This window comes from Streptomyces sp. NPDC005151 (assembly GCF_053599875.1).
On record NZ_JBSFYR010000047.1, the window covers coordinates 23,409 to 45,214 of the forward strand.

Sequence of the window (21,806 nt, forward strand, 5' to 3'; positions counted from 1 at the left end):
TCGCGCGGGCGCGCCGCCGTGGTCGCTGCCGCTTCGAGGCGGCGTGCGGACGCGCTCATGGCGGGGGCGTACGGAGGACGTGCGGACCGGTCGGTGACGGGGCCGACTCCGGACACGGCCCCCGCACCGGTCCCGGCAGTTCCTGGTCCGGGGAGTGCCGCGCCGTCCGGCGAGCCGGTGCGGGTGGTCGAGCCGGCTCCGGCTGCGCCGGGGCGGTGGGAGCGGATGGTGCCCGCGGTGCGGGAGCGGCTCCCGATGTGGTTGCGGCTCAGGTGCGGTCTGGAGCCGAGAACCCTTGCCGCGCTCACCGTCGTGCTGGTCGCTGCCGCAGTCTTCGCAGCGCTCCACTTCCGGTCCGTACGGCCCCAGTCCGTACGCGCGCCCGATCCTGTCAACGAGCGTGCGCACGCCCCGACATCGGACCCGATGACGGATCCCGTCCATACCCCCGAACCGTCACCCGGACCACCGTCCACCCCGGGACCGGACGGGCGGATCGTCGTCGACGTCAGCGGCAAGGTGCGGCGGCCGGGCATCTACCCCTTGCCGTCCGGAGCGCGGGTGGCCGACGCGCTACGGGCGGCGGGCGGGGTCCGGCCGGGCGTGGACATCACCGGGCTCAACCGGGCACGGGTGCTGCTGGACGGGGAACAGGTCGTGGTCGGCGGGCCACTTGGCGCACTCGTCTCCGGTGCCACGGGCGGCGCCGGCACGGGCAGCCGTGGTGGCCCGGCGACGGGGCCGGTCAGCCTCAACAGCGCGACCGTGGAACAGCTGGACACCCTGCCCGGCGTCGGTCCGGTCCTTGCCCAGCACATCCTGGACTACCGCACGCAGCACGGCGGCTTCCGTTCCGTCGACGAACTCCGTGAGGTCAACGGGATCGGCGACCGCCGGTTCGCCGATCTCCAACCGTTGGTACGGCCATGACCCGTCCGCACGTCCCATCGGACGTCCATACGGCGTCGGGCCGACGGCTTGGCGCCTCCGACCCGCGACAGGAGGGCCCGGTCGATCTGCGCCTGGTCCCGCCGGCCCTCGCGGCCTGGGTCGCCGCGGCGCTCGCGGTGGGTGCGCCGTGGCGCTGGACGGTCGCGGGGACGGTGCTCTGCCTCGTCGCCGCCCTGGTGCTTCTCGGCGTCTCCAGGGCCTCGACGACCCGCGCAGCGCGTGCTCGGCCCGCCGACCACCGGGAGTGCGAGGGCGGTGAGGGCAGCGCTGGACGGAACCGGCACAGGCTCCATGCCACCGCGGCGGCCGCGGTGCTGCTCTGCGCGGCGGCCGGAGCGACGGCGGCGGGCCTGCACGGCGCGGACGCACGGCAGGGGCCCGTTCCCGGTCTGGCCGACCGTTTCGAGAAGGTCGAGGCGGAGGTGACGGTCACGTCCGACGCACGCCGGACCCACCCCCGGGTCCAAGGCGACCACAGCACCCCGGCCGCTCTCCTCCTGGACGCCGAGATCACCGGGCTCACGGCACCGGACGGTGCCACCACCCGTCTTCGTACCCCGGTGCTGGTGATCGTGTCTGCCTCCGGTTCGACGGCGCGATGGGAGCGGCTGCTGCCGTCCACAAGGCTGCACGTGAGCGGCCGACTCGCGCCACCGCTGCACAGCGGGCAACGCAACGCCGCGGTCCTGCGTCCGGACGGCAAGGGGCCGCCTCGCGTCACCGGGCCGCCGACCCTTCTCCAGCGCACGGCGGGCGGACTGCGCGCGGGCCTGCGACGCGCGACGGACGGGCTGGATCCCGATGCGCGGGCGCTGCTCCCGGGGCTGGTCGTCGGCGACACCTCCCGGGTTACCCCCGAACTGCACGAGGCGTTCCAAGCAGTCGACCTCACGCACCTGATGGCCGTCTCCGGTGCCAACCTGGCGATCCTGCTCGTGTTGCTCATCGGGCCGCCCGGCGCCGCGCTCCGGGTCGAACGCCGTGGTCTGGCAGCCCGGTTGGGCATCCCGCTGCGGATGACCGCACTGCTCGGTGGCGGACTCACGCTCGCCTTCGTCCTCGTCTGCCGACCGGAGCCGAGCGTGCTGCGCGCCGCGGTGTGCGGACTGATCACACTGCTCGCGATCGGTACGGGCCGCCGCCGCTCGCTGATTCCCGCACTCGCCGCCGCCGTTCTGCTGCTCGTGCTGTACGACCCGTGGCTGACGCGCAGTTATGGCTTCGTCCTCTCCGTGCTGGCGACAGGCGCCCTGCTCACAGTCGCCCCGCGATGGAGTGCCGCGCTGCAACGGAGGCGGGTGCCGCCCCGGCTCGCGGAGGCGCTGGGTGCGGCCGCCGCGGCGCAGGCGGTGTGCGCGCCCGTCGTCGTGGTGCTCGCCTCGCGGGTCAGTCTGGTGGCGATTCCGTGCAACCTGCTGGCCGAGTTCGCGGTGGCGCCCGCCACCGTCCTCGGGTTCGCCGCGCTCGCCGCGGCACCGGTGGCCATGCCCGTGGCCGAGCTGCTCGCCCGGATCGCGGGCTGGCCGGCCGGGTGGATCGCCTCCGTGGCCCGCACCGGGGCGGCTTTTCCCGGGGCGGAGATCGACTGGCCCGACGGCTGGCGGGGAGCGCTCCTGCTGACCGCCCTCACGGCCCTGGCGGCGCTCTCCGCCCGCCGTATCGCGCGTCACCCATGGGTCTGTTCGGCTGCCGCGCTGCTGCTGGTTCTCGCGGTGCTGCGCCCGGTGCCGCTCGCCCGGGTGCTGACGGGATGGCCACCGCCTGGCTGGGCGTTCGTGATGTGCGATGTGGGGCAGGGCGACGCCATGGTGCTTGCGGCGGGGGACGGCGAGGGCGTGGTGATCGACACCGGGCCCGATCCACGTCCGGCCGACCGCTGCCTGCGTGACCTGGGCATCACCCGGGTACCGCTCCTGCTGCTCACACACTTTCATGCCGATCATGTCCGGGGTCTGCCCGGCGTGTTGCGGGGCAGAGCGGTCGGCGCGATCCAGACGACGAGTCTGGATGAACCACCGGACCAGGCGGCGTTCGTACGCAGAACAGCCGCCGTGGCGCGGGTCCCCCTGGTGCGGGCGGTCGCAGGGGAGCGCCGCCGCATCGGCACGCTCGACTGGCGAGTCCTGTGGCCGGCGGGAGGCGCGACGGCAGGCCCCGTACCGGAGGAGCCGAACGATGCCAGTGTCACGCTGTTCGTCCGGACCGGCGGGCTGAGCCTGTTGCTCCTCGGCGACCTCGAACCTCCGGCCCAGCAAAGGCTGTTGCGTCAGTACCCGGCGCTTCCGCGGGTAGACGTCCTCAAGGTCGCCCATCATGGATCCGCCCACCAGGACCCGGCGTTGCTGCGCAGCGCGCGTCCCCGGCTCGCCCTGGTGAGTGTGGGCAGGGACAACCCGTACGGGCACCCGGCGGCCCGGACCCTCGAGGCGCTGAGGACCGGGGGAGCGGTGGTGCTGCGCACGGACCTGGACGGCGCGATCGCGGTGACGGGTGCCGGGTCGCGGCTGCGGGCGGTCGGGCGCTCATGACCACTGTCCGGCCGACGGTGTGCCGGCCGACCATGTCCCTCGCAACCGTGCCCCGTCTCGGCGGCCTCCGCCCGATGGCCTGGAGAGGTGTGGCGTCGTCGGATCAGCCAGGTGCCTTCGGCCAGAGCGCGCAATCCCGCACCTCGGTCGGTGGTCCTAGGACCACCGGCTCATGGCATACCGCGGGGCCCCGGGACAGACTTCGGCCATGGACCCGCAATCGCCGCAGACCGTCGACGCTTACCTTGACCGCATCGGCGCCCGCCGTCCCGCACGTCCCGACGCCGCCGCTCTGCGCGAGCTGCAGCTGCGACACCTCACCGCCGTGCCCTTCGAGAACCTGTCGATCCATCTCGGCGAAGACATCGTGCTGGACGAAAAGGCGCTCCTCGACAAGGTGGTGGGTGCCCGGCGCGGCGGGTTCTGCTACGAACTCAATGCGACGTTCGCCGCCCTGCTCCGGGCCCTCGGCTTCCGCGTCACCCTCCTCCAGGCCCGCAGCTATGGGGACGGCGGACGGCTCAGCATTCCGTACGACCATCTCGCGCTGCGCGTCGAGACCGACGACAGCACCGGCCCCTGGCTCGTCGATGTCGGCTTCGGCGACCACGCCCGCCACCCGCTCGCACTCGACGACCGCACGGACCAGGAGGATCCGAGCGGTACGTTCCGGATCCGGGAGACGCCCGACACCGAGGACGGCGGCGGCGCCGCGGTAAGCGCCGCGAGCGCCGCCGGAGTCGGCGCCGGTGCCGGTGCCGGGGATCTCGATGTGCTGCGCGACGGGGCGCTGCAGTTCCGGCTGGATCTGCGGCCCCGCGCTCTTGCGGACTTCCGGGCAGGCGCCTGGTACCACCGCACCTCGCCCGACTCCCACTTCACCCGGTCCGTGGTCTGCTCCCGGCTCACCGACGAGGGCAGGGTCACCCTGAGCGGCCGCACGCTCGTCACGACGGTGCGTGGCGAACGCAGCGAGGTACCGCTCGCCACGGACGCCGAGGTGCTCGACGCCTACCGCGAACACTTCGGGCTGCGTCTCCACCGGCTGCCCACGGTCCATCAGGTTGAGATTTTCGGACGCAACAGCTGATGTACACAAGCGGAACGTTCAATTCGGACCTTCGGTAGCACCTCCACCCAAGCCCCTTCCAGTCCCTCCGTTTGCCTCGAACACCCCAAGAGTGATCGAATGCATGCTCGTCGGCGGGCCGCTGCTCCGACAACGACGTCCAGCCGTCCGGCCCCAAGGTGAATCTCCCCCGGGGGTACGTGAAGATGTTCGGCCGTTGGCTGAAAAGCAAGAAGGCAACGGGTGCGGCGCAGGGAAACCCGCTCGCGGGACTCGCGGTGCCACGCACCGCGGGAGTCCTGAGCTGCCGCGTCCTCGATCCGGTCAACGAGGCTGTTCAGCAGGCTGAGTTCGTCGTCACGGACAGTGTGGGCCGCAAGGTCGTCGGCGGTGAGACGGACCCCTTCGGGAACGTCCTCGCCGCCGTACCGGCAGGTGACTACCGGCTGGCTGTCACGGCCGAGGGCTTCACCCCGTTCCACGGTTCGGCCACGGTCTCCGGGAGCGGCCACGCGGGACTCGGGGACGTCATGCTCCAGGTGGCCGCGCCCCCACAGCTGCCCGACCCCGGTGAGTGGGAGATCGAGCCGAACCACTCGCAGATCGGCTTCACGGCCCGCCATATCGGGCTGGCCCGTATCCATGGCCGATTCAACACATTCGCAGGTGCGATACGGATCGCCGACCGCATGGAGGACTCCGCCATGCACGTGATCATCGACGCCTCGTCGATCGATACCAACGTGCAGATGCGCGACGACCATCTGCGGTCCAGCGACTTCTTCGACGTCGGGCGCTATCCGACGATGGAGTTCTACAGCGACCGTTTCGTTCACCGGGGTGGCAGCCGCTGGGGCGTGAGCGGCGCGCTCACTCTTCACGGCGTCAGCCGTACCGTGATGCTGGACACCCAGTACCTCGGCGTCGGCAACGGTGTGGAAGGGGAGACCAGGGCGGCCTGCCGGGCCACCACCGAGCTGCACCGTGAGGACTTCACCCTCACCTGGCAGACAATGCTGGCCCGTGGTATCGCCGCCGTCGGCTCCAGCATCGTCATCGACATGGACATCCAGATCGTCCCCAAGGGCTGAGCCCCCCGGGGGCGCTGCCGCCGGGGCGCCGCGGCTGGCTGGTGTCCGGCGGATCAGGCTCGGACAGTCCTAGGGCGCCTCCAGCCAGCCCTCGTACTCCGCCGCCAGCGCGTCGAGTGCCGATGGGTCGAGCCGGCCGTCCGCGTCCTCCACGACCACCAGCCACTGGGCGTCCTCCGCGTCGTCCTCGCCGGCCAGCGCGTCGCGTACGAGTTGAGGTTCCTCGGCGACTCCGAAACGGTCGGCGAGCTCCCCGGCCACCTCCTCCGCGGTATCGCGGTCGGGCAGCACCAGTACATGTCTCACATCGCTCACCTGCCCATTCTCCGATACGGCGACGGGTGCGGGGAGAGGCGTCGAAGCCGGGCTGTCAGAGGGGCGTGGGATGCTGGACGGCGATGGCCACCAGAAGGAATTCCACCGACGATCCGCTCGTCCCCCTCACGCTCGCCGTGGGCCAGGAGGACCTCCTCCTCGACCGTGCGGTGCAGCAGGTGGTGGCGGCGGCCCGCGCGTCCGACGCCGACACGGACGTCCGCGACCTCACCTCCGACCAGCTCCAGCCGGGCACCCTTGCCGAGCTCACGAGCCCGTCGCTCTTCGCCGAGCGCAAGGTGGTGATCGTGCGCAATGCGCAGGATCTCTCCGCCGACACGATCAAGGACGTCAAGGCGTACCTCGACGCACCGGCCGAGGAGATCACGCTCGTCCTGCTGCACGCGGGCGGCGCCAAGGGCAAGGGGCTGCTGGAGGCTGCGCGCAAGGCGGGTGCGCGGGAGGTCGCCTGCCCGAAGACCACGAAGCCTGCCGAGCGGCTCTCGTTCGTCCGGTCGGAGTTCCGGGCGCTGGGGCGTTCCGCGAGCCCCGAGGCGTGCCAGGCGCTCGTCGACTCCATCGGGAGCGATCTGCGGGAGCTGGCGAGCGCGGTGTCCCAGCTGGTCGCGGATGTCGAGGGCACGATCGACGAGGCGGTCGTCGGGCGCTACTACACCGGTCGTGCGGAGGCGTCCAGCTTCACGGTCGCCGACCGGGCGGTGGAGGGGCGGGCGGCGGAGGCGCTGGAGGCATTGCGCTGGTCGCTGTCGACCGGGGTGGCGCCGGTGCTGATCACCAGTGCGCTGGCGCAGGGCGTACGGGCGATCGGCAAGCTGTCCTCGGCGCGCGGGGGCCGGCCTGCGGATCTTGCGCGTGAACTGGGCATGCCGCCGTGGAAGATCGACCGGGTGCGGCAGCAGATGCGGGGGTGGACGCCGGACGGGGTGGCGGCGGCTCTGCGGGCGGTCGCGGATGCGGATGCGGGCGTGAAGGGCGGTGGGGACGACCCCGAGTACGCCCTGGAGAAGGCCGTGGTCGCTGTTGCGCGGGCGGCGCGGGCCGGGCGGCGTTAGCGCCCCTCCCGGCAAGCTTTGCCCCGTCGTGCCGCCCCAGCACGCGCGTTCGCCGCGTTGGCCACAAGCCCTGGTAGCTCCTTCCTCAAGCTCTCAACTTCGTTCGAGCAGGGGGAGCCCCACTGGGGGACTTCCGGCCGCCTTGCGATCGCACGCACCGGACGACGCTCCTCATGGGGCAAACATTGCCGGTCACAGCACTGGACGGTATTCAGCGGATCATGGCCGGGCCCTGACCCGCCGGACACCCCCTGGCGCGGAGAGGCGGGGTGGGGGCCGGGCGGTTGACGTGTTGCCCTCGATCGCCGGGCGGGCTTGACGGGACCGGCATGTCCGGGCATGCCGAAGGCCCCGGCTGCCGCTCTGGGGAGAGCGATGGCCGGGACCTCGGTTTCACGCTTGGTGCGCCGCACCCGCGTGGCGAACGCAGGTTCGGTGTGCGGCGCGGGGGCCGGGCAGGGGCGGGAGAGAGGGCCCGCTGGTCCGTTCCGGCAGTTACATCAGAAAGCTCAGCCCTGGAGGGCGGCAACCTTGGAGGCCAGCGCCGACTTCTTGTTGGCGGCGGCGTTCTTGTGGATGACGCCCTTCGAGACGGCCTTGTCGAGCGCGCGCGAAGCGTCGCGAACGGCCGTGGTGGCCTTCTCGACGTCGCCCGCAGCGGCAGCCTCACGGGCCTTGCGGACCGCGGTCTTGAGCGAGGACTTGACGGCCTTGTTACGCAGGCGCGCCTTCTCGTTCGTCTTGTTCCGCTTGATCTGGGACTTGATGTTCGCCACGAAAGAGCCTTTTCAGGTTCGTTGGATCTTCGATGTGCGCCCCGCCGCCCGAAAGGGCCACGAAGCACAGCTGTCAACGGTACCAGCCGCGCTCCGACCGGCCCAAACCGGTCTCTGCCCCGCGGGCGTGGGACGATGGAAGCTACGTATCGATCCGACCGACCCGACATCGACCCGAGACACGGCGTTCGGCGTCTCAAGAATCAGGACCCTGCGTGCCCGCGACTCCTATCCACGTGCCCGAGCCGAGCCGTACCGACCCGGCGCTGATCCGCAACTTCTGCATCATCGCGCACATCGACCACGGCAAGTCGACCCTTGCCGACCGGATGCTTCAGCTGACGGGTGTGGTCGACCAGCGGCAGATGCGCGCTCAGTACCTCGACCGGATGGACATCGAGCGCGAGCGTGGCATCACCATCAAGTCCCAGGCGGTACGTCTGCCCTGGGCGCCCACCACGGGCGAGGGCCAGGGCAGCACCCATATCCTCAACATGATCGACACGCCGGGCCACGTGGACTTCACGTACGAGGTCTCCCGCTCGCTCGCCGCCTGCGAGGGCACGGTCCTGCTGGTCGACGCCGCGCAGGGCATCGAGGCCCAGACGCTGGCCAACCTCTACCTGGCGATGGAGAACGACCTCACCATCGTTCCGGTGCTCAACAAGATCGACCTGCCGGCCGCGCAGCCGGAGAAGTTCTCCGAGGAGCTGGCCAACCTCATCGGCTGCCAGCCCGAGGACGTCCTCAAGGTCTCCGCGAAGACCGGCATCGGCGTGGACGCCCTGCTGAACCGGGTGGTCAGGGACGTTCCGGCGCCCGTCGGCAAGGCCGACGCACCGGCCCGCGCGATGATCTTCGACTCGGTCTACGACTCGTACCGCGGTGTCGTCACGTACGTCCGTGTCGTCGACGGTCAGCTCAACAAGCGCGAGCGCATCAGGATGATGTCCACCGGCGCCACCCACGAGCTGCTGGAGATCGGTGTCTCCTCCCCGGAGATGACCCCGGCCGACGGTCTCGGTGTGGGCGAAGTGGGCTACATCATCACCGGTGTGAAGGACGTCCGGCAGTCCAAGGTCGGTGACACGATCACCTCCCTGCACAAGGGCGCGACCGAGGCGCTGGGCGGTTACAAGGACCCCAAGCCGATGGTGTTCTCGGGGCTGTACCCGCTGGACGGCTCGGACTATCCCGACCTGCGCGAGGCCCTCGACAAGCTTCAGCTCAACGACGCCGCCCTGGTGTACGAGCCGGAGACCTCCGCGGCCCTCGGCTTCGGCTTCCGTGTCGGCTTCCTCGGTCTGCTGCACCTCGACGTGATCCGCGAGCGCCTGGAGCGCGAGTTCGGTCTGGAGCTCATCGCCACCGCCCCCAACGTGGTCTACCGCGTGGACATGGAGGACGGCAGCGAGCACATCGTCACCAACCCGAGCGAGTTCCCCGAGGGCAAGATCGACAAGGTGCACGAGCCGGTCGTGCGTGCCACCGTCCTCGCCCCCAGCGAGTTCATCGGCGCGATCATGGAGCTCTGCCAGAACCGGCGCGGCACCCTGCTCGGCATGGACTACCTCTCCGAGGACCGGGTCGAGATCCGCTACACCCTGCCGCTCGCCGAGATCGTCTTCGACTTCTTCGACCAGCTGAAGTCCAAGACCCGCGGGTACGCCTCGCTCGACTACGAGCCCACCGGCGAGCAGACCGCCCAGCTCGTCAAGGTCGACATCCTGCTGCACGGCGACAAGGTCGACGCGTTCTCCGCGGTCACGCACAAGGACAAGGCCTACGCGTACGGCGTGCGGCTCGTCGCCAAGCTGCGCGAGCTCATCCCGCGGCAGAACTTCGAGGTGCCGATCCAGGCCGCCATCGGCTCCCGGGTCATTGCCCGCGAGACCGTCCGCGCCATCCGCAAGGACGTCCTCGCCAAGTGCTACGGCGGTGACATCTCCCGTAAGCGGAAGCTGCTGGAGAAGCAGAAGGAAGGCAAGAAGCGGATGAAGATGGTCGGCAATGTGGAGGTGCCTCAGGATGCCTTCATCGCCGTGCTGTCGACGGACGAGTCGGGCGGCGAGGGCAAGGGCAAGAAGTAGTCCCGGCGGATTCCCGCTTCCGAGCAGGCTCCGGCTTCCGTACCCGCTACTGGGTGGTAGCCCAACGGGCCCCTGTACCGCAGCACGCTGCGGCGTGGGGGCCCGTTCGTTATGAAGCGGCGTCCGATTGCCTCTTACGCGGCGGACGCGGGCGCTCTACCCTGATCTCGGCTTCGTAGTTACTCGCCAGTTAAACAAGCGGAACCATCCGCGCGGACAAGCACGCAGGACAAGCACGCAGACGGACGTACGTAAGCAGGAACAAGCAGCAGCACGCAGCAACCACCAATCGGTCGTGAAGCACTGCCGCAGGCCCGGAGGATGTCGTGAGCGACACACAGACCATGATCGATAACCGGCCGCCCTCCGTGGCGAGCCTCTTCATCGACCGCGTGGCGGCCACTCCGGACGGGGAGGCCTACCGCTTCCCGGTCCCGTCGGCCACCGGCCAGGGCCCCGATGAGTGGAAGTCGGTGAGCTGGGCACAGACCGCGGAACGTGTGTACGCGATCGCCGCCGGGCTCATCGGTCTGGGTGTGGAGCCGGAGCAGCGGATCGCGCTGTCCTCCGCCACCCGCATCGAGTGGATCTTCGCCGACCTCGGTGTGATGTGCGCGGGCGCCGCGACGACCACGATCTACCCGTCGACGAACGCCGAGGAGTCGGCGTTCATCCTCGCCGACTCCGAGAGCCGGGTGCTGATCGCGGAGGACGCCGGCCAGCTGGCCAAGGCCCGTGAGCGCCGCGCCGACCTGCCGGAGCTCGCCCATGTCGTCGTCATCGACCCGCAGGGCGTCGAGCCCGACGCGACCGACCCCGAGGGCTGGGTGCTCTCGCTGGCCGACCTGGAGGCCCGCGGCGCCGAGCTCCTGACGAAGAACCCGTCCGTGGTCCAGGAGCGGGTCGGCGCGATCTCCGCCGACCAGCTGGCCACCCTGATCTACACCTCGGGCACCACCGGCCGCCCCAAGGGTGTGCGACTGCCGCACGACAACTGGTCGTACATGGCCAAGGCCACCGTGGCGACCGGCCTGATCACCGAGGACGACGTCCAGTACCTCTGGCTGCCGCTCGCGCACGTCTTCGGCAAGGTCCTCACCTCCGGCCAGATCGAGGTCGGTCACGTGACCGCGGTCGACGGCCGGATCGACAAGATCATCGAGAACCTGCCGGTCGTCCAGCCGACGTACATGGCCTCCGTGCCCCGGATCTTCGAGAAGGTCTACAACGGGGTCGCGTCCAAGGCGCGGGCCGGTGGCGGCGCCAAGTACAAGATCTTCCAGTGGGCGGCCGGGGTCGCCCGCGAGTACGCCAAGGTGTCCCAGGACAACTTCCGGCGCACCGGCACGGCCTCCGTACCGTTCGCACTCGGCGCCAAGCACAAGGTCGCCGACGCGCTCGTCTTCGCCAAGATCCGCGAGGCCTTCGGCGGCCGGCTCCGCGCCTGTATCTCCGGCTCCGCGGCGCTCGCCCCCGAGATCGGCTACTTCTTCGCCGGCGCCGGCATTCACATCCTGGAGGGCTACGGGCTCACCGAGTCCAGCGCCGCCTCCTTCCTCAACCCGGGCGAGGCCTACCGCACAGGTACGGTCGGCAAGCCGCTCCCCGGCACCGAGGTACGGATCGCGGACGACGGCGAGATCATGCTGCGCGGCCCCGGCATCATGCAGGGCTACCACCGCCAGCCGGAGAAGACCGCCGAGGTGCTGGAGGCCGACGGGTGGCTGCACAGCGGTGACATCGGCGAGCTCTCGGTGGACGGCTACCTGCGGATCACCGACCGCAAGAAGGACCTGATCAAGACGTCGGGCGGCAAGTACGTCGCCCCGGCGGAGGTCGAGGGACAGTTCAAGGCGGTGTGCCCGTTCGTCTCCAACATCCTGGTGCACGGCGCGGACCGTAACTACTGCACCGCCCTGATCGCCCTCGACGAGCCGACCATCCTCGGCTGGGCCGCCGAGAACGGCCTGGCGGGCAAGCCGTACGCCGACGTGGTCGCGTCCCCGCAGACCGTGGAGCTCATCGACGGCTATGTGAAGCGGCTCAACGAGGGGCTGCAGCGCTGGCAGACCATCAAGCAGTTCCGGCTGCTGCCGCGCGACCTCGACGTCGAGCACGGCGAGCTGACGCCGAGCCTCAAGCTCAAGCGGCCGGTCGTCGAGCGCGAGTACAAGAGCCTCATCGACGAGATGTACGTGGGGGCCCGCGAGGTGTAACGCGAGGCGTCACGAAGCGCGCGCGGTGCGGACGGGGTGAGCTGCCCCGTCCGCACCGTCGTTTCGCGCCGCCGTTCCTGACAAACGGTCCTGCGTCTTCTCTGCCACTTCGGTAACTCGGTGCTTATCTGCAGGGTTGGTCTGTCACTCTGTCGGTGTCGTCAGCGGCACACGGCGAAAACAGGCCGTGCGAGAACAGGTCAGGAGCTGCGCCATGGGGCCCATTCCCGTGCAGCGGGACACCGTTCAGCGTCCCGGTACCCACCTCGGACAGGTGGACCCGCACCCGATCGCCCGGACGAGCCTGCCCGGCAACCCGCTCGCACCCGCCGCCGCCCGCCGGTTCGTCCGGGCCGCGCTGGCCGAGTGGACCGGACTCGGGCTGCCCGCGGCCGTCGGCTTCAGCGAGCGGCTGGGCGACGATGCGGTGATCGTGGTCAGCGAGCTCGTCACCAACGCCGTTGTGCACGCCGGGACCACCGTCGAACTGCTCTTCCGGCTGGAGGAGACAACCGACGAGGAGTCCGCCGCGCTGGTCCTGGAGGTCGCCGACCACCACCCCGCCCGTCCGCTGCGCAGTGAACGCCCCGGCCCGTTACCCGCGGCGGAGCAGGACGGCCCGGCCGATTGCGGTCGGGGGCTGCAAGTCGTCGCCGCTCTCGCCGAGCGCTGGGGCATCACATACCGCACCGGCCTCAAGACCGTCTGGGCCCGGCTGCCCGTCGACGACTGGACCGCGCCGCCCGGCCGGACCGCCGAGCCCGATCTTCGCAGCGGGCTCCGCACCGCCGAATTGCTCGCCCCCACCGCCCGGCGCGCCCTGCGCGACGATGCGGACTGGGTGGGCCGCGGCGCCCTCTCCTTCCTCGCCGAAGCCTCCGATCTGCTCACCGGCCAGCTCGACGAGGACATCGTGGCGGCGCTCGCCGGACAGCTCCTGGTGCCCCGGCTCGCCGACTGGTGCGCCATCTGGCTGGAGCCGGAGAACGGCGGACCCGCGGCAGTCCCCCGGCTCGCCAGCGTCTGGCACCGCGACGAAGCCGAGACGGGGCAACTGCGTGCGGCGTTGGAGCGCGAGCCGATCCGGCTGCCGGAGCGCGTGGGCACCGGACCCGTCTCCATGCCGTGGCCCGGGGCGGACGAGGACGCGGCCGACAAGGGGGCCTGCGAGGTCTTCGGTGGGCGTGCGGGCAGCTGCGAGGGGGCGGCGATGGCCTACCGGATCGCCGCGGGCGGCCGTACGCTCGGCGCCGTTCTCCTCGGGCGGGAGGGCATCGCGCGCGTTCCCGACGAGGTGACCGCCCTGGTCGAGGATTTCGTACGCCGGGTCGGCCTCGCCGTCGGCGCCGCTCGCGCGTACACCCGGCAGGCCACCATCAGCCGCGTCCTGCAGCGCGGTCTGCTGCCCAGCAAGGTCGCGGAGATACCCGGCGTCACCAGCTCGCTGGTGTACGAGCCCTCCGACGACGGTGTCGTCGGAGGTGACTTCTACGACATTTTCCCGTGCCCCGGCGACCGCTGGTGCTTCGTCCTCGGCGATGTGCAGGGCAGCGGCCCCGAGGCCGCCGTCGTCACCGGTCTTGCCCGGCCCTGGCTGCGGCTGCTGGCCCGGGAGGGGTTCCGTGTCGGCGAGGTGCTGGACCGGCTCAACCGGCTGCTCCTCGACGACGCGATGGAGACCGCCGAGGCCGCCGCGCTCATGGTCGCGGCCGCGGGCGGGCAGCACCTGGCGAAGGGCGGCCAGCATCTGCGGGAGGACGGTCCGCAGCTGCCGGACGGCGGGCAGCCCCGGTTCCTCTCCCTGCTGTACGGGGAGATGGTGCCGCTGCCCGGTGGCGGAGCGCGCTGCACGCTCGCCAGCGCGGGCCATCCGCTGCCGCTGCTGCTGCGGCCCGACGGTACCGTGCGGGCCGCAGCCGAGCCGCAGGTGCTGCTCGGGGTCGTCGAGGACGTCGCGTACGAGAGCCAGACCTTCGACCTGGCGCCGGGGGACAGTCTGCTCTGCGTCACGGACGGGGTAACGGAGCGGCGCTCCGGGCCGGCGATGTTCGACGACGGGGACGGGCTCGCCCGGGCGCTGGCCGGGTGCGCCGGGCTGACCGCGGAGGGGATCGCGGACCGGATCAAACGCGCCGTTCACGAGTTCGCCGAGCGCCCGCCGGACGACGATCTGGCGCTGGTGGTCCTGCAGGCCCGGTGAGCGCGGGCGGGGCACGACCGGCGACGAGTGACAATGGACGGTATGCCTTCCGTACTGCCCGATGGTGAGCCCGTGCCCGACGACGGGGCGCTGCCCCGCCATGCCCTGGAAGGCGCCGCCGACCGGCCGCTCGGCTTCTACCTGCATGTGCCGTACTGCGCCACGCGCTGCGGGTACTGCGACTTCAACACGTACACGGCGACCGAGCTGCGGGGGTCGGGCGGTGCGCTGGCCTCCCGTGACAACTACGCCGCCCATCTGATCGGCGAGGTCCGCCAGGCCCGCAAGGTGCTCGGCGACGACCCGCGACCGGTCCGTACGGTGTTCGTCGGCGGCGGTACGCCCACGCTGCTGGCCGCCGGGGATCTCGTACGGATGCTGGCGGCGATCCGTGACGAGTTCGGGCTCGCCGACGGCGCCGAGATCACCACCGAGGCCAATCCGGAGTCGGTCGACCCGGCGTATCTGGCGGAGCTGCGGGAAGGCGGCTTCAACCGGATCTCGTTCGGGATGCAGAGTGCCCGGCAGCACGTGCTGAAGATCCTCGACCGTACGCATACGCCGGGGCGTCCCGAGGCGTGTGTCGCCGAGGCCCGGGAGGCGGGCTTCGAGCACGTCAATCTCGACCTGATCTACGGCACGCCCGGGGAGTCCGACGACGACTGGCGGGCCTCGCTGGACGCGGCGATCGGAGCGGGGCCGGACCATGTGTCCGCGTACGCGCTGATCGTCGAGGAGGGTACGCAGCTGGCGCGGCGGATCCGGCGCGGCGAGGTTCCGATGACGGACGACGACGTCCACGCCGACCGGTATCTGATCGCCGACGAGGCCATGGCCGCGGCGGGCTTCTCCTGGTACGAGGTGTCGAACTGGGCCCGGACGGTGGACGGGCGGTGCCTGCACAACGAGCTGTACTGGCGGGGCGCCGACTGGTGGGGGGCCGGGCCGGGGGCGCACAGCCATGTGGGCGGGGTGCGCTGGTGGAACGTGAAGCATCCCGGCGCGTACGCGCAGGCGCTCGCGGAAGGGCGGTCACCGGGCGCGGGACGGGAGATCCTGTCGGCGGAGGACCGGCGGGTCGAGCGGATTCTGCTGGAGCTGCGGCTGGTCGACGGGTGTCCGCTGTCGCTGCTGGCGCCCGCCGGACTGGCAGCGGCGGGGCGCGCGGTGGAGGACGGGCTGCTGGAGGCGGAGCCTTATGCGGAGGGACGGGCGGTGCTGACTCTGCGGGGGCGGTTGCTCGCGGATGCGGTGGTCAGGGACCTGGTGGACTGAGGGGCACGGGGGATAGGGGTGCGCCTGCGGCGGGCCTGTTCCCCTGCCCGCCCCTTTCCCGGAACCGGAGGCTCCACCCTCGGGCCCCCGGAACCTTGGGCCCCCGGAACCTTGGGCCCCCGGAACCTTGGGCCCCCGGAACCTTGGGCCCCCGGAACCTTGGGCCCCCGGAACCTCGGGCCCCCGGAACCTCGGGCCCCCGGAACCTCGGGCCCCCGGAACCCCGGGCCCCCGGAACCCCGGGCCCCCGGGCCCCCGGCCCCTGGACATCGGTCGCCGGACGGGCTGAACGGCGAAACTAGTGCCGTGACCGGCAAAGCCTGCCGGGAGGGTCACTAGGCCGGCGCCGTCACGAAGTCGATCAGGTGTTCAACCGAGCCCAGCAGCGCCGGCTCCAGATCCTTGTACGAGCGGACCGTCGACAGGATGCGCTGCCACGCCGCGCCCGTGTTCTCCGGCCAGCCCAGTGACCGGCACACGCCCGTCTTCCAGTCCAGGCCGCGGGGCACCACCGGCCAGGAGCCGATGCCCACCGACGCCGGCTTCACCGCCTCCCAGATGTCGATGTACGGGTGGCCCACCACCAGCACGTTCGTGTCGGTGACCTCGGCCGCGATTCTCGACTCCTTGGAGCCGGGAACCAGGTGGTCGACCAGGACGCCCAGTCGCGCATCCGGGCCGGGGGCGAACGAGCGGACGATGGACGGGAGGTCGTCGACGCCTTCCAGGTACTCCACCACCACACCCTCGATGCGCAGGTCGTCGCCCCAGACCCGTTCGACCAACTCCGCGTCGTGCCGGCCCTCCACGTAGATCCGGCCCGCCCGCGCCACCCGGGCCCGCGCCCCGGGGACCGCCACGGAACCGGAGGCCGTGCGGGCGGGGCGGGCCGGGCCGGTCGCCGAGGGGCGTACGAGAGTGATGACGCGGCCCTCCAGGAGGAAGCCGCGCGGTTCCATCGGGAACACCCGGTGCTTGCCGAAACGGTCCTCCAGCGTCACCGTCGGGCCCTGCGCCGTCTTCTCGCAGCGGATCACCGCACCGCAGAAGCCGGTGGAGACCTCCTCCACGACCAGATCGGGCTCGGCGGGGACCTCGGGGACGGGAGCGGACTTCTTCCAGGGCGGGGTCAGGTCCGGGTGGTAGCTGCGCATCGGACGACGATAGGACGGGAACCGGTCACGACACGCCGAAGGCGGCGGACAGCCGGTCACGTTGTGCCCGTACGAACGCCGCGTCCACGACGGCCCCGTGCCCCGGTACATACACCGCGTCCTCGCCGCCCAGCGCCAGCAGCCGGTCCAGCGCGGCCGGCCAGCGCGACGGGATCGCGTCCGGGCCCGCCTGCGGTTCGCCCGATTCCTCGACCAGGTCGCCGCAGAGGACCACGGCCGGGGAGCCGGGCACGAGGGCGACGAGGTCGTGGCCGCTGTGGGCGGGGCCCACGTTCGCCAGCAGCACCTGACGGCCGCCGCCCAGGTCGAGCGTCCATTCGCCGCACACCTGGTGGTGCGGCGCCACCAGGACGTCCGCCGCCTGCGCCGCGTCCTCCTCGGACACCCCGTGGCGTACCGCGTCGGCGTACAGCTCGTCCGCACTGCCGGTGAGGAGAGCGGCCGTACCGATCGCGCCGTACACCTCCGCCCCGGCGAATGCCGCGGTGCCGAGCACATGGTCGAAATGAGGGTGACTGAGTGCGATATGCGTCACCCTCCGGCCGGTCATGCCCTGCACCTGGGTCCGTATCTCCACACCTTCGCGCAGCGTCGATCCTGTGTCGAAGAGCAGGGCCGCCTCCGCTCCGACCACCAGTGCGACCGTGGCATCCCACCCGGGGAGCCTCCGACGGCCCACACCGTTGCCCAGTCGCTCCCAGCCGAACTCTTCCCAAGACGCGTTCATGCGGCGACGCTATCGGCAACGACCTGCACAGTGTCGGGGTAGCGTGGCCGGTCGCCCTTGCTTGGGCCCCACCCGACCGCCGTACACTGGCGGGGGATCGCTGGCACTCGTACGCATCGAGTGCCAGGAATCACCGGAGATCGACCAGAACCACCGAGGAAACACAGCTGGAGGTGTGCGCCATGCTCAGCGAACGCAGACTCGAAGTGCTGCGCGCCATCGTCCAGGACTATGTCGGCACCGAGGAGCCCGTCGGCTCCAAGGCGCTCACCGAGCGGCACAAGCTGGGGGTCTCCCCGGCCACTGTCCGCAACGACATGGCTGTGCTGGAGGACGAGGGTTTCATCGCCCAGCCCCACACCAGCGCGGGTCGCATCCCGACGGACAAGGGCTACCGGCTCTTCGTCGACAAGCTCGCAGGGGTCAAGCCCCTGTCGTCGCCGGAGCGCAGGGCCATCCAGAACTTCCTCGACGGCGCGGTCGACCTCGACGATGTCGTGGGCCGCACCGTACGGCTGCTCGCGCAGTTGACCCGGCAGGTCGCCGTCGTGCAGTACCCCTCGCTGACCCGGTCCACGGTTCGGCATGTGGAACTGCTGTCGCTGGCGCCCGCCCGGCTGATGCTCGTGCTGATCACGGACACCGGCCGGGTCGAACAGCGCATGATCGACTGTCCCGCGCCGTTCGGTGAGACCTCTCTCGCCGATCTGCGGGCCCGGCTCAACAGCCGGGTCGTGGGACGCCGGTTCTCGGACGTCCCGCAGCTGGTGCAGGACCTGCCGGAATCCTTCGAGAGCGAGGACCGGGGAACCGTGTCCACCGTGCTCTCCACCCTGCTCGAAACCCTCGTCGAGGAGACGGAGGAGCGGCTGATGATCGGCGGCACCTCCAACCTCACCCGCTTCGGGCATGACTTCCCTCTGATGATCCGGCCGGTGCTGGAGGCACTGGAGGAGCAGGTCGTGCTGCTGAAGCTGCTCGGCGAGGCCAAGGACTCGGGCATGACCGTACGTATCGGGCACGAGAACGCCCACGAGGGACTCAACTCCACGTCCGTCGTCGCGGTCGGCTACGGTTCGGGCGACGAGGCAGTCGCCAAACTCGGCGTGGTCGGACCGACCCGCATGGACTACCCCGGAACGATGGGAGCGGTACGCGCAGTGGCACGTTACGTCGGACAGATCCTGGCGGAGTCGTAAGTGGCCACGGACTACTACGCCGTTCTCGGCGTGCGCCGCGACGCATCTCAGGACGAGATCAAGAAGGCCTTCCGGCGGCTCGCACGCGAGCTGCATCCGGATGTCAACCCCGATCCGAAGACCCAGGAGCGGTTCAAGGAGATCAACGCCGCCTACGAGGTGTTGTCGGACCCGCAGAAGAAGCAGGTCTACGACCTCGGCGGCGACCCGCTGTCCGCCTCCGGCGGCGGTGGCGCGGGCGGATTCGGACAGGGTGGCTTCGGCAACTTCTCCGACATCATGGACGCGTTCTTCGGCACGGCGTCGCAGCGCGGACCGCGGTCGCGCACCCGGCGCGGCCAGGACGCGATGATCCGGCTGGAGATCGATCTCGCCGAGGCGGCGTTCGGCACCACCAAGGACATCCAGGTCGACACGGCCGTCGTCTGTACGACCTGCAACGGCGAGGGCGCCGCACCCGGCACCTCCGCCCAGACCTGTGACATGTGCCGCGGCCGCGGCGAGGTCTCCCAGGTCACCCGGTCGTTCCTCGGCCAGGTCATGACCTCGCGGCCCTGCCCGCAGTGCCAGGGCTTCGGCACGGTCGTGCCGACCCCGTGCCCGGAGTGCGCCGGTGACGGCCGCATCCGTTCGCGGCGCACGCTCACCGTGAAGATCCCCGCCGGTGTCGACAACGGCACCCGCATCCAGCTCGCGGGCGAGGGCGAGGTCGGCCCCGGCGGCGGCCCGGCCGGCGACCTGTACGTCGAGATCCATGAGCTGCCGCACGCGGTGTTCCAGCGACGCGGCGACGATCTGCACTGCACGGTCACCATCCCCATGACGGCGGGCGCGCTCGGCACCAAGGTGCCGCTGGAGACGCTCGACGGCCTGGAGGAGGTCGACATCCGGCCGGGCACCCAGTCCGGCCAGTCGGTCCCGCTGCACGGCCGCGGCATCACGCATCTGCGCGGCGGCGGGCGCGGCGATCTGATCGTGCACGTCGAGGTGATGACCCCGTCGAAGCTGGACCCGGAGCAGGAGCGACTGCTGCGGGAGCTGGCGAAGCTGCGTGGCGAGGAGCGGCCCACCGGTCAGTTCCAGCCAGGGCAACAGGGACTCTTCTCCCGCCTGAAGGATGCGTTCAACGGCCGCTGAGGACCGTCCGCACCCCGCTGTTCCCTTGCGCCGTAGCGCCCGCCCGTCCCCGGACCGGCGGGCGCTGCTGCGTTCCGCGTATACCGCTCCGGCCATGCCGTGGCTGATTCGGCAGGGTGCACAGGACGTGACACGATGCGGTCATGTCATCCGCGTTGACCGATCTCTGCCGGTATCCGGTCGTGCAGGCCCCGATGGCGGGCGGTGTGTCCTGTCCGCAGCTCGTGTCGGCCGTTGCCGAAGCCGGTGGGCTCGGCTTCCTGGCCGCCGGGTACAAGACGGCGGACGGCATGTACAACGAGATCAAACAGCTGCGCAGAATGACCGGTCAGCCGTTCGGCGTCAACCTCTTCATGCCGCAGCCGAACCTTGCCGACCCGAGCGCCGTCGAGGTGTACCGGCACCAGCTCGCCGGTGAGGCCGCCTGGTACGAGACCCCGCTCGGTGACCCGGACTCCAGCGGTGACGACGGCTACGAGGCCAAGCTCGCGATTCTCCTGGAAGACCCCGTTCCGGTGGTCTCCTTCACGTTCGGCTGCCCCACCCGCGACGCCCTCGACGCGCTCGCCGGAGTCGGTACGTACACCGTCGTGACGGTCACCTCGCCCGAGGAGGCCCAGGTCGCCCAGTGGGCGGGCGCCGACGCGATCTGTGTCCAGGGCGTCGAGGCGGGCGGCCATCGGTCCACCCACCGCGACGACCCGCAGACCGACGACACCGGCATCGGGCTGCTCTCCCTGGTGGCCCAGGTCCGTGAGACCGTCCAGCTGCCGCTCATCGCGTCCGGCGGCATCATGCGCGGCTCCCAGATCGCGGCGGTTGTCGCGGCGGGCGCGGAGGCGGCGCAGCTCGGCACGGCATTCCTGGTCTGCCCCGAGTCCGGCGCCCATCTGCTGCACAAGCAGGCGCTGACCAACCCGCTGTTCGTGCGGACGGCCCTGACCCGGGCGTTCTCCGGGCGCCCCGCCCGCGGCCTCGTCAACCGCTTCGTGTGCGAGCACGGACCGTACGCCCCCGCCGCCTACCCGCAGGTGCACCATGTCACCAGCGGGCTGCGCAAGGCCGCGGCCAGGGCCGGGGATGCGCAGGGAATGGCCCTGTGGGCGGGCCAGGGTCACCGCATGGCACGCGAGTTGCCGGCTGGCCGGCTGGTCGAGCTGCTCGCCGAAGAACTGGACGCCGCACGTGCGGCACTGAGCACAAGGAGCACGCAGTGACCGCACCGGTCTTCGTCGTCGAACAGGTCCCCGCCGGGCCCGAGTTCGTCCTGGACGGTCCCGAGGGGCGGCACGCCGTTTCGGTCAAGCGGCTGCAGGCCGGTGAGGACGTCGTCCTGACGGACGGGCACGGCCGGTGGACGGAAGGGGTCGTGCGGGCCGCCGAGGGCAAGGACCGGCTGGTGGTGACGGACCTCTGCACGGTCCACGAGGAGCCCCGTCCCACACCCCGCATCACCGTGGTCCAGGCGCTCCCCAAGGGTGACCGCGGCGAGGTCGCCGTCGAGACGATGACGGAGACGGGCGTCGACGTGATCGTGCCGTGGCAGGCTTCGCGCTGCATCACCCAGTGGAAGGGCGACCGCGGTCTCAAGGCCCTCGCGAAGTGGCGGAACACGGCCCGCGAGGCGGGCAAGCAGTCGCGCCGGGTGCGATTCCCTGAGGTGACGGACGCACTGACGACCAAACAGGTTGCCGCACTTCTGGCCACAGCCGACTTCGCGGCCGTCCTGCACGAGGACCGGGGGTACGACAGCGAGCCGCTGGCCACCGTCGGACTGCCTGCAGGGGGCGAGATCGTCCTGGTCGTGGGCCCCGAGGGCGGTGTGTCGCCCGAGGAACTGGCGGCCTTCGCCGAGGCGGGCGCCCGGACCTGCCGGCTCGGCCGGAGCGTCCTGCGCACCTCGACGGCGGGCACCGCGGCGACGGCACTGCTGCTGGGGCGTACCGGCCGCTGGGCGTAACCGCCGTATACAACACGTCCGGTG

General features: G+C 71.1%; 17 protein-coding genes. 13 read left to right on the forward strand and 4 right to left on the reverse strand.

From position 1 onward, the window contains the following. The first annotated feature begins 93 nt into the window (after positions 1–93). The 4 genes from ACWD6R_RS23760 to ACWD6R_RS23775 all read left to right on the forward strand — a co-directional run bounded on the left by ACWD6R_RS23760 (position 94) and on the right by ACWD6R_RS23775 (position 5,639). Entirely contained in the window at positions 94–930 is an 837-nt protein-coding gene (locus ACWD6R_RS23760) for a helix-hairpin-helix domain-containing protein (protein ID WP_451820531.1), read from the forward strand. Next, entirely contained in the window at positions 927–3,479 is a 2,553-nt protein-coding gene (locus tag ACWD6R_RS23765) for a ComEC/Rec2 family competence protein (protein WP_451820532.1), read from the forward strand. Before ACWD6R_RS23760 ends, ACWD6R_RS23765 begins: the two co-directional genes overlap by 4 nt. Positions 3,480–3,687: 208 nt before the next feature. Continuing rightward, positions 3,688–4,569, forward strand: a complete 882-nt coding sequence (locus tag ACWD6R_RS23770; RefSeq protein ID WP_451820533.1) for an arylamine N-acetyltransferase family protein — start codon at positions 3,688–3,690, stop codon at positions 4,567–4,569. 185 nt (positions 4,570–4,754) lie between these two features. Next, positions 4,755–5,639 (forward strand): YceI family protein, encoded by an 885-nt coding sequence (locus ACWD6R_RS23775; RefSeq protein WP_451820557.1) that lies wholly within the window; start codon positions 4,755–4,757, stop codon positions 5,637–5,639. A 69-nt stretch (positions 5,640–5,708) separates the two neighbouring features. On the opposite strand, the gene ACWD6R_RS23780 is transcribed toward ACWD6R_RS23775, so the two are convergent. Then, positions 5,709–5,954, reverse strand: coding sequence for a hypothetical protein (locus ACWD6R_RS23780; RefSeq protein ID WP_451820534.1), 246 nt, complete (start codon positions 5,952–5,954; stop codon positions 5,709–5,711). 83 nt (positions 5,955–6,037) lie between these two features. On the opposite strand from ACWD6R_RS23780, the gene holA reads away from it, so the two are divergent. Then, complete coding sequence (gene holA, locus ACWD6R_RS23785; protein ID WP_451820535.1) at positions 6,038–7,027, forward strand: DNA polymerase III subunit delta; 990 nt, start codon at positions 6,038–6,040, stop codon at positions 7,025–7,027. 509 nt (positions 7,028–7,536) lie between these two features. Here holA and rpsT read toward each other — a convergent pair. After that, on the reverse strand, positions 7,537–7,803 hold the full coding sequence (rpsT, locus tag ACWD6R_RS23790) for a 30S ribosomal protein S20 (protein WP_451820536.1): 267 nt from the start codon (positions 7,801–7,803) through the stop codon (positions 7,537–7,539). 215 nt (positions 7,804–8,018) lie between these two features. On the opposite strand from rpsT, the gene lepA reads away from it, so the two are divergent. The 4 genes from lepA (at position 8,019) to hemW (ending at position 15,584) form a co-directional block, all read left to right on the forward strand. Further along, on the forward strand, positions 8,019–9,893 hold the full coding sequence (gene lepA, locus ACWD6R_RS23795) for a translation elongation factor 4 (RefSeq protein WP_451820537.1): 1,875 nt from the start codon (positions 8,019–8,021) through the stop codon (positions 9,891–9,893). 326 nt (positions 9,894–10,219) lie between these two features. Further along, a complete protein-coding gene (locus ACWD6R_RS23800; protein ID WP_451820538.1) occupies positions 10,220–12,109 on the forward strand; it encodes an AMP-dependent synthetase/ligase in 1,890 nt (629 codons plus the stop codon). 214 nt (positions 12,110–12,323) lie between these two features. Continuing rightward, complete coding sequence (locus ACWD6R_RS23805) at positions 12,324–14,309, forward strand: SpoIIE family protein phosphatase (protein WP_451820539.1); 1,986 nt, start codon at positions 12,324–12,326, stop codon at positions 14,307–14,309. Between the two features lie 33 nt (positions 14,310–14,342). After that, a complete protein-coding gene (hemW, locus tag ACWD6R_RS23810; protein ID WP_451820540.1) occupies positions 14,343–15,584 on the forward strand; it encodes a radical SAM family heme chaperone HemW in 1,242 nt (413 codons plus the stop codon). A gap of 335 nt (positions 15,585–15,919) precedes the next feature. On the opposite strand, the gene ACWD6R_RS23815 is transcribed toward hemW, so the two are convergent. Further along, positions 15,920–16,738 (reverse strand): DUF3097 domain-containing protein, encoded by an 819-nt coding sequence (locus tag ACWD6R_RS23815; RefSeq protein ID WP_451820541.1) that lies wholly within the window; start codon positions 16,736–16,738, stop codon positions 15,920–15,922. 25 nt (positions 16,739–16,763) lie between these two features. Then, entirely contained in the window at positions 16,764–17,486 is a 723-nt protein-coding gene (locus tag ACWD6R_RS23820; protein WP_451820542.1) for an MBL fold metallo-hydrolase, read from the reverse strand. Positions 17,487–17,668: 182 nt separating this feature from the next. Here ACWD6R_RS23820 and hrcA point away from each other — a divergent pair, with 182 nt between their 5' ends. From hrcA to ACWD6R_RS23840, 4 genes are all read left to right on the forward strand, one after another. Further along, positions 17,669–18,685, forward strand: coding sequence for a heat-inducible transcriptional repressor HrcA (gene hrcA, locus ACWD6R_RS23825; RefSeq protein ID WP_266985805.1), 1,017 nt, complete (start codon positions 17,669–17,671; stop codon positions 18,683–18,685). After that, positions 18,686–19,822 carry a molecular chaperone DnaJ gene (gene dnaJ, locus ACWD6R_RS23830; RefSeq protein ID WP_451820543.1) on the forward strand — a complete coding sequence of 379 codons (1,137 nt, stop codon included), beginning with the start codon at positions 18,686–18,688 and terminating at the stop codon, positions 19,820–19,822. It begins immediately after the preceding gene. Positions 19,823–19,965: 143 nt separating this feature from the next. Next, entirely contained in the window at positions 19,966–21,039 is a 1,074-nt protein-coding gene (locus tag ACWD6R_RS23835) for a nitronate monooxygenase (protein ID WP_451820544.1), read from the forward strand. Beyond that, positions 21,036–21,782: a 16S rRNA (uracil(1498)-N(3))-methyltransferase gene (locus ACWD6R_RS23840; RefSeq protein WP_451820545.1), complete on the forward strand. Its 747-nt coding sequence runs from the start codon at positions 21,036–21,038 to the stop codon at positions 21,780–21,782. The genes ACWD6R_RS23835 and ACWD6R_RS23840 overlap by 4 nt, the downstream gene beginning before the upstream one ends. The last annotated feature ends 24 nt before the right edge of the window (positions 21,783–21,806 follow it).

Excerpts from the sequence above, each read along its gene's own strand:
- ACWD6R_RS23765 (WP_451820532.1), top strand. The coding sequence starts at position 927 with ATGACCCGTCCGCACGTCCCATCGGACGTCCATACGGCGTCGGGCCGA.
- ACWD6R_RS23770 (WP_451820533.1), top strand. The coding sequence starts at position 3,688 with ATGGACCCGCAATCGCCGCAGACCGTCGACGCTTACCTTGACCGCATC.
- ACWD6R_RS23775 (WP_451820557.1), top strand. The coding sequence starts at position 4,755 with ATGTTCGGCCGTTGGCTGAAAAGCAAGAAGGCAACGGGTGCGGCGCAG.
- holA (WP_451820535.1), top strand. The coding sequence starts at position 6,038 with ATGGCCACCAGAAGGAATTCCACCGACGATCCGCTCGTCCCCCTCACG.
- ACWD6R_RS23805 (WP_451820539.1), top strand. The coding sequence starts at position 12,324 with ATGGGGCCCATTCCCGTGCAGCGGGACACCGTTCAGCGTCCCGGTACC.
- hemW (WP_451820540.1), top strand. The coding sequence starts at position 14,343 with ATGGACGGTATGCCTTCCGTACTGCCCGATGGTGAGCCCGTGCCCGAC.
- ACWD6R_RS23815 (WP_451820541.1), bottom strand. The coding sequence starts at position 16,738 with ATGCGCAGCTACCACCCGGACCTGACCCCGCCCTGGAAGAAGTCCGCT.
- ACWD6R_RS23820 (WP_451820542.1), bottom strand. The coding sequence starts at position 17,486 with ATGAACGCGTCTTGGGAAGAGTTCGGCTGGGAGCGACTGGGCAACGGT.
- hrcA (WP_266985805.1), top strand. The coding sequence starts at position 17,669 with ATGCTCAGCGAACGCAGACTCGAAGTGCTGCGCGCCATCGTCCAGGAC.
- ACWD6R_RS23835 (WP_451820544.1), top strand. The coding sequence starts at position 19,966 with ATGTCATCCGCGTTGACCGATCTCTGCCGGTATCCGGTCGTGCAGGCC.